General features: G+C 56.6%; 14 protein-coding genes. 12 read left to right on the top strand and 2 right to left on the bottom strand.

Going from position 1 to position 14,166, the window contains the following annotated elements; translation table 11 throughout:
* Position 1: 1 nt before the first annotated feature.
* The 12 genes from urtE to ureG all read left to right on the top strand — a co-directional run bounded on the left by urtE (position 2) and on the right by ureG (position 9,248).
* Positions 2 to 697: an urea ABC transporter ATP-binding subunit UrtE gene (gene urtE / locus EKM04_RS16870; RefSeq protein WP_183895775.1), complete on the top strand. Its 696-nt coding sequence runs from the start codon at positions 2 to 4 to the stop codon at positions 695 to 697.
* A gap of 253 nt (positions 698 to 950) precedes the next feature.
* Positions 951 to 2,168 carry a CE1 family esterase gene (locus EKM04_RS16865; RefSeq protein WP_183895773.1) on the top strand — a complete coding sequence of 406 codons (1,218 nt, stop codon included), beginning with the start codon at positions 951 to 953 and terminating at the stop codon, positions 2,166 to 2,168.
* A complete protein-coding gene (locus EKM04_RS16860) occupies positions 2,099 to 2,926 on the top strand; it encodes an urease accessory protein UreD (RefSeq protein WP_252094085.1) in 828 nt (275 codons plus the stop codon). The genes EKM04_RS16865 and EKM04_RS16860 overlap by 70 nt, the downstream gene beginning before the upstream one ends.
* A 76-nt stretch (positions 2,927 to 3,002) precedes the next feature.
* Positions 3,003 to 3,305: an urease subunit gamma gene (locus tag EKM04_RS16855; RefSeq protein WP_174153780.1), complete on the top strand. Its 303-nt coding sequence runs from the start codon at positions 3,003 to 3,005 to the stop codon at positions 3,303 to 3,305.
* A gap of 9 nt (positions 3,306 to 3,314) precedes the next feature.
* Positions 3,315 to 3,572 carry a DUF1272 domain-containing protein gene (locus EKM04_RS16850; protein ID WP_183895771.1) on the top strand — a complete coding sequence of 86 codons (258 nt, stop codon included), beginning with the start codon at positions 3,315 to 3,317 and terminating at the stop codon, positions 3,570 to 3,572.
* Positions 3,573 to 3,590: 18 nt separating this feature from the next.
* Positions 3,591 to 3,896, top strand: a complete 306-nt coding sequence (locus EKM04_RS16845; RefSeq protein WP_183895769.1) for an urease subunit beta — start codon at positions 3,591 to 3,593, stop codon at positions 3,894 to 3,896.
* A gap of 2 nt (positions 3,897 to 3,898) precedes the next feature.
* Entirely contained in the window at positions 3,899 to 4,333 is a 435-nt protein-coding gene (locus EKM04_RS16840) for a lysozyme inhibitor LprI family protein (protein ID WP_183895767.1), read from the top strand.
* A 48-nt stretch (positions 4,334 to 4,381) separates the two neighbouring features.
* Positions 4,382 to 6,091 (top strand): urease subunit alpha, encoded by a 1,710-nt coding sequence (gene ureC / locus EKM04_RS16835; protein ID WP_183895765.1) that lies wholly within the window; start codon positions 4,382 to 4,384, stop codon positions 6,089 to 6,091.
* A gap of 420 nt (positions 6,092 to 6,511) precedes the next feature.
* Positions 6,512 to 7,303 (top strand): GGDEF domain-containing protein, encoded by a 792-nt coding sequence (locus EKM04_RS16830; RefSeq protein WP_183895764.1) that lies wholly within the window; start codon positions 6,512 to 6,514, stop codon positions 7,301 to 7,303.
* A 120-nt stretch (positions 7,304 to 7,423) separates the two neighbouring features.
* On the top strand, positions 7,424 to 7,903 hold the full coding sequence (ureE, locus tag EKM04_RS16825; protein ID WP_183895762.1) for an urease accessory protein UreE: 480 nt from the start codon (positions 7,424 to 7,426) through the stop codon (positions 7,901 to 7,903).
* Positions 7,904 to 7,906: 3 nt separating this feature from the next.
* On the top strand, positions 7,907 to 8,572 hold the full coding sequence (locus EKM04_RS16820) for an urease accessory protein UreF (protein WP_183895760.1): 666 nt from the start codon (positions 7,907 to 7,909) through the stop codon (positions 8,570 to 8,572).
* Between the two features lie 64 nt (positions 8,573 to 8,636).
* The gene (gene ureG / locus EKM04_RS16815; RefSeq protein WP_174153772.1) at positions 8,637 to 9,248 is read left to right on the top strand and encodes an urease accessory protein UreG; all 612 of its coding nucleotides are present in this window, start codon (positions 8,637 to 8,639) and stop codon (positions 9,246 to 9,248) included.
* A 136-nt stretch (positions 9,249 to 9,384) separates the two neighbouring features.
* Here ureG and EKM04_RS16810 read toward each other — a convergent pair whose 3' ends face one another.
* On the bottom strand, positions 9,385 to 12,711 hold the full coding sequence (locus EKM04_RS16810) for an efflux RND transporter permease subunit (RefSeq protein ID WP_183895758.1): 3,327 nt from the start codon (positions 12,709 to 12,711) through the stop codon (positions 9,385 to 9,387).
* A 13-nt stretch (positions 12,712 to 12,724) separates the two neighbouring features.
* A complete protein-coding gene (locus EKM04_RS16805; protein ID WP_183895756.1) occupies positions 12,725 to 13,906 on the bottom strand; it encodes an efflux RND transporter periplasmic adaptor subunit in 1,182 nt (393 codons plus the stop codon).
* Positions 13,907 to 14,166 lie beyond the last annotated feature (260 nt).

The following is a 14,166-nucleotide window of genomic DNA, read 5'->3' as shown; positions in this document are numbered from 1 at the left end:
AATGCTAAGCGTCGATAAAATCAATCTTCACTATGGTGCAGCGCAAGCGTTGCGCGGTATCTCTTTGAATGCGGAGATGGGCAAGATTACCTGCGTGCTGGGCCGCAACGGTGTTGGTAAAAGCTCCCTGTTGAGGGCCGTCACAGGCCAGCATGGGTTGAGTGCTGGCACAATCAGCTTCGGTGGCGAAAGCCTCAACGGTCTTGCACCTTACCAGCGCGCCAAGCGTGGCGTGGGTTATGTGCCGCAGGGACGCGAGATTTTTCCGTTGTTGACCGTGCAGGAAAACCTGCAATCGGGCTATGCGCCGCTGCCGCGTAAAGAGCGGTTTATTCCAGATGATATTTTTAGCCTGTTTCCCGTGCTGCAATCCATGCTCTCGCGCCGGGGCGGTGATCTTTCCGGCGGGCAGCAGCAGCAACTGGCGATCGGCCGTGCATTGGTGACACGCCCGAAAATCCTTGTTCTGGACGAGCCGACGGAGGGCATTCAGCCGTCGATCATCAAGGATATTGGACGGGCGATCAAGTATTTGCGGGATTCGACGGGTATGGCGATCTTGCTGGTGGAGCAGTATCTCGATTTTTGCCGAGAGCTTGCCGACTATGTCTATATCATGGATCGCGGAGAGATCGTGCACGAAGGGGTGGCAGAGACGCTGGATACACCGGAAGCAAGACGCCATCTCACAGTATAACCGACTATCTGAAGAGATTTTCCGCGTGCGGCGGCGCACAGATATTACAGGAATGTGATCCGCTATGCGCGGCTGCATGGCAATCATGCGCAATTTTAGCGTTTCATTGACTAAAAACGTGTGTTATTGGCAACGAAACTGCTGCACGCAAGACACAATGGCGAGGCCATCTGCATGCCGCTCCCGTCGATCCCTTACATTCCACGTATTTTCCGGCATACTGTCGGGGACTTGTGCCAATAAAGGCGTGCCGATGAATTTTACGACTGCTGCTGGCCGGATGTCCCGGTTTGTTCGTTCCGCTCGCGCCATTGCCGCGGGATTTGCCATTCTCACGGCAACAAGCTCCGCTGCTTTCGCGTCAAACTGCGGCCAGACCACTCAGCCGGGTAGACACGCGTTTTCGCTGATGTCTGAGGGATCTAAACGCAGCGGTGTTTATTTTGTTCCGTCTTCCTATGATGGTCGGAAAAAAATGCCGGTCGTGTTCGATTTTCATGGCAGCAACAGCAATCCGAACGGTCAACTCGACCGCAGCGGCTGGGACACGGTCGGCGAGCGCGAAGGCATCGTCGTCGTGGCGCTTCAGGGTAGCCTCAGCGGCGAACTGCCCGGCACGAATGCCTGGAACGTACCCGGCGTAACCAAGCGTGATGGCGGCCTGGATGAGCCCGCTTTCATTCGTGATGCGGTCAACATGATCAAAGCGAAGCTTTGCGTTGATGAGGCGCGTTTTTACGGCTCCGGCTATTCCGGCGGCGGGCGCATGTTGTCGCAATATCTCTGCAGTGGCAGCACCGATTTTGCTGCAGCAGGCTTCGTTGCCTCGTTACGCGCTGGTCTTCCTCAGGAAAATGAGGGCAAGTGGGCACCGGACGTAAAAAGCTGCGCGCCTGCAAAGCCGCTGTCCATTGTCGCTTTTGCTGGTCTGAAGGACCCGGCCAATCCCTATCAGGGTGGTGGAAAGCCTTATTGGCAATATAGCGGTGAGATAGCGTTGAAGCGCTGGGCGGAAATCGATGGCTGCAAGGGTGCGGTCAAGAGCAAGTCCACTGACAGCTTCACGGTCAACTCCTACGATGTCTGCAAAAGCGGTTCGCGCATCCATTCCTATGTCATCGAGGCCTGGGACCATGCATGGCCACGTGCGACGATGAAGGCGGATGTCGTTGCATCGGCGGCGGCCATCATCCGCAAGCCATCGAGCGACGTCACGGCGAAGGTACAGCAGGTGGTGGAGCGCAAATTGCCTTCGACCGAGATGGTCCAACGGCTTGATGCAGCCGAAAGAATGTGGGATTTCTTCCAGAACACGGAAGGGCAGATGGTTGTCGACGCAACTGCGAAGACCGATTGCTCTGTGAAAGCGGTTTCCGCATCCGCGAATGCTTCGGAGACGACGTGCAGGCAGACGAACAAATCATCCCTCAACACCGCCCGCAACGTGCCCGAGGCCGCGGGCGCGTTGTAACCAAAGCTCTGAATGGACGCAGCCGTCTGGACGAATTGTTCCAGGAAGGCTGCGCCAAGATCAGGCTACCCAATACCTTCTCCAATGAAATGGAGGCCATTCTCATCAACTCTTCCGGTGGTTTGACCGGGGGGGACGAGTTGGAGTGGCATGCCGTTGCCGGTGCTGGCACGTCGCTTGTTGTCACGACGCAGGCCTGCGAAAAAGTTTACAAGGCAGCAGCCGGCACGACCACGGTTACTGCCCGCGTCACCGCCGGGCCCGACGCCAGGCTTCACTGGCTCCCGCAGGAAACCATTCTGTTTGACCGCGCATCGCTGACCCGCCGACTGGAAGCGGATATCGATGCTTCCGCTGAATTCATCGCTGTCGAAGCCGTTCTTCTCGGTCGTCAGGCCATGGGAGAAGCGATGGAGGAGGGGTTGTTCAGGGATCGGTGGCGCATACGTCACGGCGGCAAACTGGTTCATGCAGAGGATATCAGGCTCGACGGGAGAATTGCCGAACTGACCAGTGCCGCCCCGGTTCTATCCGGCCAGGTGGCATTTGCGACGCTTCTTTATATCGGCCCTTTTGCGGAGGCTCTTCTGCCTAAAATACGGGCGGTTGCTGGGTTTTCCGGCGGTGCCAGCGAGTGGCAGGGAAAGCTCGTGGTGCGCCTGTCGGCTTCGGACGGATTTACCTTGAGAAAAATGCTGTTTCCGATCATTTCGCTCTTGCGGAATGGCGCGCCAGTGCCGAAAGTCTGGAATCTCTGATGCGCGAGTTGAATAAGAGTTCGAGTGCCCTTTATGCGTCCTAAAGAACGCATGGCGCTCTACAGACGGGACAAACATGAACCTGACCCCCAGAGAAAAAGACAAGCTTCTGATTTCCATGGCCGCCATGGTGGCGCGTCGGCGTCTGGAACGAGGCGTGAAGCTCAATTACCCCGAAGCCATTGCCTTGATTACCGATTTCGTCGTCGAAGGCGCGCGCGATGGCCGCGCTGTCTCTGATCTGATGGAAGCCGGCGCGCATGTCATCACCCGCGATCAGGTCATGGATGGAATTGCCGAGATGATCCATGACGTGCAGGTGGAAGCGACGTTCCCGGATGGCACCAAGCTGGTGACCGTTCACGAACCCATTCGCTGAGGACGCATCATGACACTTGAACTCCGCCCTAACTGTGAATGCTGTGACAGGGATCTGGCCCCCGATAGCCTGGATGCCGTCATGTGTTCGTTCGAATGCACCTATTGCAGCGATTGCGCCACCAACGTGCTGGGCGGCAAGTGTCCCAATTGCGGTGGCGAACTGGTGCGGCGTCCGGTCCGTCCGGCGGAAAAGCTTGTGAACAATCCGGCTTCGACCAAACGGGTCTTGAAAGCCCAGGGTTGTTTCCCAGTCAAAGCTGCGTGACGATGAGAGGACAAGATCATGATCCCAGGTGAAGTCATTGCCGCCCAAGGCGAGATCGAACTCAATGCCGGGCAGCCGACCGTTACGATCGAGGTTTCCAACACGGGCGACCGGCCGGTTCAGGTTGGGAGCCATTATCACTTTGCGGAAACCAATGCTGCCCTGCATTTCGAGCGGGAGACGGCGCATGGTATGCGGCTGGATATTCCTGCCGGAACCGCTGTTCGCTTCGAGCCTGGCCAGAAGCGCGAGGTGACGCTGGTACCGCTTTCCGGCAAACGCGAGGTCTATGGTTTTCGCAAACTCGTCATGGGAAAGCTGTGATCATGATTGCCCAGTCGCTCCGCTCCGCGCCACTCAGCCTGTTGCTTGCCTGCGCGGCATTCTTATCTGGCACACTAGCCTTTGAAGCACGAGCGCAAGATGAACCGAATTGTGCGGAGCCCTCGACGCAGAGCGACATGAATGCCTGTGCCGACCTCGACTATGAGAAGGCAGACAAGGATTTGAATGCGGCGTATCAGCAGGTTCGCAAAAAGATGAGCGATTGGGACAAGAGCGCCGAGGACGACACCAAGGGCGCGGTCGATGCGCTTGTGGTAGCCCAACGCGCCTGGGTTTCCTTTCGCGATGCCAATTGCGAATCTTTCGGTTTTCAAGCGCGTGGTGGGTCCATGGAACCTATGCTCGTGTCCTCGTGCCTTGCCGATATGAGCACAAAACGCGCCGAAGACCTTCGCGCGCTATCAGACGGTTTCTGATCTGACTTCTGCCTTTGTATTCTCCGCTTCCCAAGGAGCTTGATTTTCATGCCTTACAAAATTTCCCGCGCATCCTACGCCAGCATGTTTGGTCCCACCGTGGGTGACAAAGTCCGTCTTGCCGATACCGAACTCTTCATCGAAATCGAGAAAGATTTCACGACCTACGGCGAAGAGGTCAAGTTCGGTGGCGGCAAGGTCATTCGTGATGGCATGGGGCAAAGCCAGGCCACGCGCGCTGAAGGTGCTGTTGACACCGTCATTACCAATGTCGTCGTTGTCGATCATAGCGGTGTCTACAAGGCCGATATCGGTTTGAAGGATGGCCGCATACACGCCATCGGCAAGGCTGGGAACCCGGATACGCAGTCAGGTGTAACCATCATTGTCGGCCCCTCGACCGAGGCGATTGCGGGTGAAGGGAAAATTCTCACAGCTGGTGGTATGGATGCCCATATTCATTTCATCTGCCCGCAACAGATCGAAGAAGCCCTGATGAGCGGCGTCACCACCATGCTGGGCGGGGGCTCGGGTCCAGCGCATGGCACGCTGGCCACGACCTGCACGGGCGCATGGCACATCGAGCGGATGATCGAAAGCTTCGATGCCTTCCCGATGAATCTGGCACTGGCGGGCAAGGGCAACGCATCCCTGCCAGCCCCGTTGGAAGAGATGATCCTTGCAGGCGCGTCTTCGCTGAAACTGCATGAGGACTGGGGCACGACACCCGCTGCCATCGACAACTGCCTGACGGTTGCCGATCAGTTCGATGTGCAGGTGATGATCCACACCGATACGCTCAATGAGAGCGGCTTCGTGGAAGACACGATTGCGGCCATCAACGGGCGCACCATCCACGCCTTTCATACGGAGGGGGCGGGCGGCGGTCATGCGCCCGATATCATCAAGATTTGTGGCAACCCCAACGTCATTCCGTCGTCCACCAATCCAACGCGGCCCTATACGATCAACACACTGGCAGAGCATCTGGATATGCTGATGGTTTGCCATCACCTGTCGCCGTCGATACCGGAAGACATCGCCTTTGCGGAAAGCCGTATCCGCAAGGAAACCATCGCGGCCGAAGATATTCTGCACGATATCGGCGCGTTCTCGATCATTTCCTCTGATAGCCAGGCCATGGGCCGCGTGGGGGAGGTCGCGATCAGAACGTGGCAGACGGCGGACAAGATGAAACGGCAGCGTGGTCGCTTGACAGAGGAAAAGGGCGAAAACGACAATTTCCGTGTTCGCCGCTATATCGCGAAATACACCATCAATCCCGCTATTGCGCACGGTATCAGCCACGAAATCGGCTCTATCGAGGTCGGCAAGCGTGCCGATCTTGTTTTGTGGAACCCGGCCTTCTTCGGTGTGAAACCGGAAATGGTGCTGTTGGGCGGCTCGATTGCCGCAGCACCGATGGGCGACCCCAATGCCTCGATTCCAACGCCGCAGCCGATGCATTATCGACCGATGTTTGCGGCTTACGGTAAGCTGCGTACCAATTCCTCGGTGACTTTCGTATCACAGGCGTCTCTGGATGGTGGGCTGGCACAGCGCCTCGGCGTTGCCAAGAGGCTTCTGGCGGTGCGCAATGTGCGTGGTGGAATCTCCAAGGCGTCTATGATCCACAATTCGCTAACGCCGCATATCGAGGTCGATCCAGAGACTTATGAGGTTAGGGCCGATGGCGAGCTTTTGACGTGTGAACCGGCAACGGTTCTGCCGATGGCGCAACGTTATTTCCTGTTCTAGGAAGCGCCTTCGGTTGCACTGAAGCCCGCAGCCGGTCGAGCTTTCGTCGCATATGCTCACATCGAAGATCCAGACTGCACCATGAAATCGTTAATGATTGTCATAGGTTGCACCTGTTTTTCACTCTTTTGGAAATCGGTAAATTCCGGTTTAAATAAAAGCGGCATCTGCTTGATCGGGCCATAGACGTCGGCCCCTTTGCCCTCCATTCAAAGGCACTTAGCCTGGAACAGCATTTCAGTCACGCGCAGAATTAAGCGTATATTTACTGTCAAAAGTAATTTTAAAATATACCGATGGTAGATAAAAATTTATACAACCACTTTACTTTCAACCAATCTCTGAAGGTTATCGATAGGTCATGCAAGGGGAGGTGTGATGATTGAACATTTTAAAAAAATGATTTCGTTAGAAATGAGTTTGAGCGAGACCGGCCAAGGCCAGAATCTCCGCAACTTTGCAGCCAAGATGGTTTTTATTTCCATTATTCTGTCCGTTATCGTCAGTACCGCGGTTATCGCTGTGGGCGCATTTTTCGATGTCTTGCCGCTGCCGCTTTACAGCGCGCTGGCTTACAGCGTGGTCATGGCATGGATCGTCGGCGGCATCGTCACACTGATCTTGTGTGCTGTCCTATCCAAAGCGGTTCGTAAGCTGCACGATTCCCATGCGGAGTTCGAGCGGCTGAGCAAAACCGATACGCTCTCCGGCCTTGCCAACCGTCGTGCGTTCAATCAGTGTTTCGAGGAAGTCCTCAACGATGCTTCGCTCGCGATTTTCGATCTGGACCGGTTCAAGGGGATCAACGATAACTACGGCCATGCTGCCGGAGATGTCGTCATCAAGAAAGCTGCTGCAGCCATCGCCGATGTATTTGGTGAGTTTCACTGCGTGGCGAGACTCGGCGGCGAGGAGTTTGCGGTTATCGTTCGCGGTGGTCAGATCAAGGATCGGCTTGCTTTGATAGAGCTGGCACGGATTCGCGTGTCTTGCCTGACGATCAACTTTAACTCGCATCAGGTGCAGACGACAGTCTCTGTCGGTGTTGCCGATATCGATTCTGTACGTTCCAAATACGATACGTTTTCGGCCGCCGACAAGGCGCTGTATCTGGCTAAGGCCTCCGGTCGCAATTGTGTGCGCCACGAAAGCGACCTGCCCATCGCACAAGCCGTGGGAGACCTGAAAGCGACTTTGGCGGTCGCGTCCTAATTTGTTGATTGTGGACGTTTTTATGTCGCGGATCGCGCTGCTTTCACCATAAGCGGCTTGCATTCGCCAGCAGCATCCTTCAGGTTTCGGTGTCGATGAAAACCAATTCTGGATGATCTCATGCTGCGCGTACAATCTTATCTTCCCGCTGGCACACCAGGTGACGAACCCTCCGGTTACGTCACGCTCGCCCATGACCAGAGGCACCTGCGTCGCAAGTTGCTGCATCTCCAGAATGATGAGATGGTGATGCTCGATCTCAAGGAGCCTGTGCTGTTTGCGCATGGCGATCTGCTGGTCATCGAGAATGGCGACCTCGTCGAAGTTCGAGCAGCCAACGAAAAGCTGTTTGAAGTGACGGCCAAAAGCACGCTCCATCTCATCGAGCTCGCCTGGCATCTTGGCAACCGCCATCTTGCTGCCCAGATCGAGGATAAGCGCATCCTGATCCTCCGCGACCACGTCATCCGGTCCATGCTCGAGGGCCTGGGTGCGAGGGTGTGTGAGGTGGAAGAACCGTTTCAGCCCGCGCGCGGTGCCTATCACGCCCATGGTGGCCATTCGCATGGGCCTGACCATCACCACCACAGCCATGATTGATCCATGCCCCATACGGTGGATGCGTTGCTGAGGCTGCTGGCCTGGATGTCTCCGGCCTTTCCCGTTGGGGCGTTTTCCTACTCCGGCGGTTTGGAAAGTGCCGTGAACGACCGGCACCTTTCAAATGCGACCGATCTTCGTCATTGGATACGCCCTATTCTGCACCGTGGGACTCTATGGAATGACGCCGTATTGCTGGCGCATGGATGGCGATCTCACGAAGACCGGGAGGCGCTTGCCGAATTGGTCGAATTGGGGCAGGCTTTGGCCGGTTGTGCGGAGCGGTATCGTGAAACGGTCCAACTGGGGGATGCATTCATCGACGCCGCAGGCGCGTGGCCGCACGCCGTTTTCAAACGCCTTGCCAAGGCGACGCCTTACCCCGTGGCGGTGGGTGCTATAGCGGCGGCCCATGACATTGCGCTCGAAGATGCGCTGGCAGCATATTTACATTCCGGCGTTTCCCAGCTTGTCTCTGCGGGCATTCGTCTCGGGATTGCGGGACAAAAAGACGGTGTTGCGACCCTTGCGCAACTGGAAGCCGACATCGCATGCGTTGCCAAGCGTGGAGCCACGTCAACGCTGGATGATCTTGGGTCCGCGACAATTATGGCCGATACCGCATCCATGCGGCATGAAATACAGGAAACACGGCTTTTCCGTTCTTAGTCCGTTGGATGGGCTTTGCGAAACCATCTTTGTCAGAACCAACAGTATTCGGAAGGAAAATCGAATGAAATCGGGAAATGGCCCGCTTCGGGTCGGTATCGGTGGGCCTGTCGGCTCAGGCAAAACAGCTCTGACGGACAAACTCTGCAAGGCCATGAGCGCCGATTACTCGGTCGCTGTCGTGACCAACGATATCTATACGAAAGAAGATGCAGAAGCGCTGGTGCGCATGCAGGCGCTGCCTTCCGAGCGCATCGTTGGTGTGGAAACCGGAGGTTGCCCGCACACGGCCATTCGCGAAGACGCGACCATCAATCTTCAGGCAATTGCGGGCCTCAACGAACGTTTTCCAGATCTCGACATCGTCTTCATTGAATCCGGCGGTGACAACCTGGCTGCGACGTTTTCGCCTGATCTTGCCGATATCACGCTCTACGTCATCTCAGTCTGTCAGGGTGAGGAAATCCCGCGCAAGGGTGGCCCCGGCATCACGCGCTCCGATATGCTGGTCATCAACAAAAAGGATCTTGCGCCCTATGTCGGTGCCGACCTTGGTGTGATGGATACGGACGCAAAACGTATGCGCAAGGACATGCCATTTGTTTTCACGGATATGAAACGCGGCGAGGGCGTCGGAACCATCGTCGACTTCCTCCGGCAACATGGCGGGTTGTGAGGCCGGAAAATAATTGAAGCGGAATCGAGGCCGTTTCAACGACCTCGATTTCGATCAACCCGTTTGCTTCTCTCATCCGCAGACTGAACAGAAACGCCGGACCGTTCCGGTGTTTCCTTGGCTGTCGCTGATAATGTTATTCTGCGGCCAGCGGCGGCAGACGCAGAACATTGCTGGCATTATCGTTGTTGTTTTGGCCTGCACCGTTTTTTCGCTCGATGTTTGCCAGACGCTCTTCAAGGCCAAACAACGCGTCTTGATTGGTACGGGCCGCTTCCGATAGTTCCTCGCTGGACAGGACCGGATGTTCCTCTTCCTTCTTGCCGATGAAGCGGCCGAAGAGGCGACCGAGGAGTAGCGACAGGTCGTCCATGATGAGGAAGAAGGCCGGAACGACAACCAGAGATAGAACCGTCGACACGATGATGCCGCCAATGACGGCAATGGCCATCGGCGAACGGAAGGATCCACCTTCGCCCACGCCCAGCGCAGACGGCAGCATGCCTGCCGACATGGCGATGGAGGTCATGATGATGGGGCGGGCGCGCTTGCGCCCGGCCTCAACCATGGCGTGAACCCGCTCCATGCCATGACGACGCATTTCAATGGCGAAATCCACCAGAAGAATGGCGTTTTTGGTGACGATACCCATCAGCATCAGGATGCCAATCAGGACCGGCATCGACAGCGCGTTGTTTGTGATGATGAGAGCCACCGCTACACCGCCGATCGCCAACGGTAGCGAGAACAGGATGGTGAAGGGCTGGATGACATCCTTGAACAACAGAATGAGAACAACCAGCACCAACAGGAGGCCAAGCAGCATGGCATTGGTGAAGCCCTGCTGCATTTCCCCCTGTACCTTTGCGTCACCACTTTCGGCAAGACGCACCGTGGCAGGCAGCTTGGTCTCGGCAACGATGCGCTTGAACTCGGCCGAGGAGGTGTCCAGCGCCGTGCCAAACGGGACATCAGAGCCGATGGAGACCACGCGGTTGCGATCGTTGCGCTTGATCGAACTCGGACCCTCGGAGTAGTCAATGTCGGCAACGCTGGAGAGTGGCACCGTGGCGCCGGTTGCCGTCTTGATCTTCAGGGCTCGGATGGAGGCTAGATCACGACGAACGTCGAGCGATGCCTGAACGCGGATCGGGATTTGCCGATCATCCAGCGAAATCTTGGTGAGTTGCGCATCGATATCGCCGATGGTCGCCACGCGTACCGTCTGCGATATCTGCTGCGGGGTGATGCCGAGGCGTGCGATCTCGTCCTTGCGCGGACGAATTTGCAGTTCCGGGCGTGGAAGTGCGCCTTCCGAGCTGATATTGACAAGGATCGGCGAGGCGCGAAGACGCGTCTCCAGAGTGCTCACCGCTTTTTGCAAATCCTCTTCACTCGACGACAGGAAGTTGAAACTCAGTTCCCGTTCGCCACGATCGTTCAGCTTGATGATGCGAACGTCCGGTATGGTGTTCACCCTGGCGAAAATATCGCGCTCCACATCCCATTGCGGTCGTGTTCTGCCCCTGTCTTCGACCTTGGGAAGGTAGGGGCCGATGAGCGGTATCGAGCCCAGCCCGCTATTGACGAGTGTTTTCAGAAGCGAATGATCGATGTTCTGGAGAATGACGCGCACTGTCGCACGTCGTAACTCAAGGTCGCCCTTGGGCGATGCGCCGCCAAGAATGAAAACGCTCTGGACGCCGTCGATATCTTTCACGGCCTGAAAGATTTTCGATGTCGTCGCGTCGGTTTCTTCAAGTTTCGCGTTTGGTGGAAGTTCTACGGACAGCACGACGCGCGATGCGTCATCCGGCGGCAGGAAGCTGCCTGGAACGCCGCTGAGAAGCACGATGGACCCGACGAGGAAGCCGATGGCACCCAGCAATGTCAGATAACGCGCCCACCATTTGCTGGTGGTCGCCGTGACCATCCGCGTATAGGATTTCATCAGCCAGCCGTCATTGTCGTGGTGGTCATCGACAGCATCATCGGAACGCATGAGGTACGCGGCCATCAGCGGTGTGATGAGGCGCGCGACCATCAGTGAGAAAAACACCGAGAACGCAACCGTGAGGCCGAATTGAATGAAATACTGACCCGGTATGCCCGGCATGAAAGACACCGGTACAAAGACCGCAATGATGGTGAAGCTGGTGGCGATGACCGCTAGGCCGATTTCATCGGCGGCCTCCAGCGAGGCACGATAGGGCGATTTGCCCATCTTTATGTGGCGGGAGATGTTTTCCACCTCCACGATGGCATCGTCCACGAGGATACCCGTTGCCAACGTCAAGGCGAGGAAGCTGACGAGGTTGAGTGAGAAGCCTAGGACGTCCATGACCCAGAAGGTCGGGATAGCTGACAGTGGCAACGCCACAGCGGCAATCAGTGTCGCACGCCAGTTTCGCAGGAAAAGCAGGACCACGACAACGGCAAGAATAGAGCCTTCAACGAGCGTGTGAAGGGCGGCCTCATAGTTGCCATAGGTAAAATAGACGGAGTCATCGACCATTTCGATGGAGACATTGGGATGGTCTGCGCGCACCTTATCGAGATTTTGCGCGACCGTTTCGGCAACGGATACCTCGCTTGCGCCTTTGGAACGGAAGACGGCAAAGGTTACGCCCGGGTTGCCGTTGAAGCGCGAGAAGGATTTCGGCTCTTCATAGGTGTCGGTGACGGTTCCGAGTTCCGACAGCTTGACGAAGCGACCATTGGACAGCGAAATCGTGGTGTTGGACAGCTGCGCCACATCACGAGTATCGCCCAAGGTACGGATCGTCTGTTCGTTGCCTGCCACCTGTCCGCGACCGGAGCCGAGATCGATGTTGGTGCCGCGCAGCTGTGTGTTCACGTCCGATGCGGTGATACCGTAGGCATCGAGTTTGGCTGGATTGAGAGACACACGCACTTCGCGGTCCGCGCCGCCGTAGCGGTCGATCTTGCCGATACCCGACTGGCCCTGAAGCGCCCGCTTGATGGTGTCGTCCACGAACCAGGACAGCTCCTCCAGCGTCATGTTGGGCGAGGAGACGGCAAAGGTCTGGATTGCCTGCCCCTCAACATCGATCTTGCTGACAACGGGCTCTTCGATATCCGCAGGCAACTCGCTGCGGATTTTATCAATGGCATCCTTGGTGTCCTGAACCGCTTCTTCCGTTGGCTTTTCGATTCGGAACAGAACAGTGGTAAGGGACTGGCCGTCTGTGACGGTTGACTGTATCTCATCGATGCCGCTGATGGACGCGACCGCGTCTTCGACTTCCTTTGTGACCTGCGCTTCGAGTTCGGACGGTGATGCGCCGCTTTGTGTGACGGTAATCGCTACCACCGGCACGTCGATGTTGGGAAAGCGGGTGATCGGCAGATCATAAAATGCCTTGACGCCTAAAAACAGCAGCAATGCGAAGCAAAGCAGCGGTGCTATCGGATTACGGATGGACCATGCGGAAAAATTCATGGTGTTCTCTCAGTCAGTTCGAGGCTGCGGCATCAGCCGGGACCGGGTTGATCTTGTCACCATCGCGCACGAATGCGCCCGCTTTTTCGACGACCACGTCTCCCACAGAAATCCCGTTCTTGATTTCCACGAAACCACCGTCCTGAATGCCGATTTCGACAGCCACCTGTTTAACCACGCCATCTTCGACGCGCCTGGTGGTCGAACCATCGCGGCCTGAGGTAACGGCCGAAAGCGGGAGTGCCAAGGCATTGGCGGAGGCTATCACCACTTCGGCGCTACCATACATACCGGCGCGCGCTGGGCTATCAGCTGGCAGCAAAATATGGACGGAGCCGAGACGCGTTGTCGCGTCAACCGTGGGTGAGACCAGCCGTACCTTGCCTTCTATCTTGTTGCGACCACCAGCAACCGTGATGACGGCCCGTTGCCCGGGCTCGACTTTCTGGATGTCGGTTTCCGAGAGATCGGCAACCAGTTCGATCGCATTGTCCTTGATAACCGTAAAGAGCGGATCGCCGCTGCCGCTGGCGATGGCACCGACACGGGCATTCTTGGCCGAAATAATACCGGCGACGGGTGTTTTGACGCTGGTGCGCGATAGTTTCAGATCGATATCGCCGATCTGCGCATCCACGACCTTGATGTCGGCTTCACCAACCGTGACGGCCTGCCTGGAGGCCTGAAGGCGTGCCAGTGCTACCTCTGCAGCGGCAGCGGTCTGTTCGACCTGAGAAACCGAACCAGAACCGGATTTACCGAGACGGTCTGCCCGGTCACGTTGGCGAATGGCGTCGTCGTAATTGGCTTGTGCCTCTATGACCTGAGCCTTGCTTTGCGCAACGGAAGCTTCCGCCTTGGCCCTGTTGGCCTGAAGCTGACTTTTTTCCAGGATCAGACTGTCCTTTGAAAGCTCGGCAAGCGAGGTGCCTGCCGCGACCTTATCGCCGATATCGACATTCAAGGTGTCAATCGACAAGCCATCCACCAGCGGCTGAACGTAAATCTCATCGACCGGCCTCAGCGTTCCCGTCGCCACAACACGGTCCACGAGTTCGCGCGTCGTTGCTTCACTGACGACGATGGAGGGTAGATTTTTGCGGTCAGCTCCACCCTGGGCACCAGCAAGTCCGGGCGCAATAAGTGCCGAAGCCATGATGATTGCGAGCCCGGATGCGATTGTCTTACGCTGCATGTGCCTGTCCGTTCCAGATATCGGATCGCACGTCCAGCCAACACATCAGGTGCCTTTGAAGGTCATGCGAAAATGAAAGCAAAAATCCGGGTGACAAAACCTTCGCCCACCTCGCAGCTTTCTGCGTCCTTCAAGAAACATGCCCGTCCACAAAAGGCAAAATTTATCGCAAGGCAAATATTCAACTTTGTCGTGATGGAGTGTAAATGGTCGCGCGAGGTAATTCAATCCGTCTTACAGGTCGGTTGGGTCTACATTTC

It is taken from the genome of Rhizobium skierniewicense Ch11 (assembly GCF_023757665.1).
In the GTDB taxonomy this organism is placed as follows: domain Bacteria; phylum Pseudomonadota; class Alphaproteobacteria; order Rhizobiales; family Rhizobiaceae; genus Agrobacterium; species Agrobacterium skierniewicense.
The sequence above is the reverse complement of the archived record's forward strand: the minus strand, read 5'-3'. Positions and strand labels throughout refer to the sequence as shown.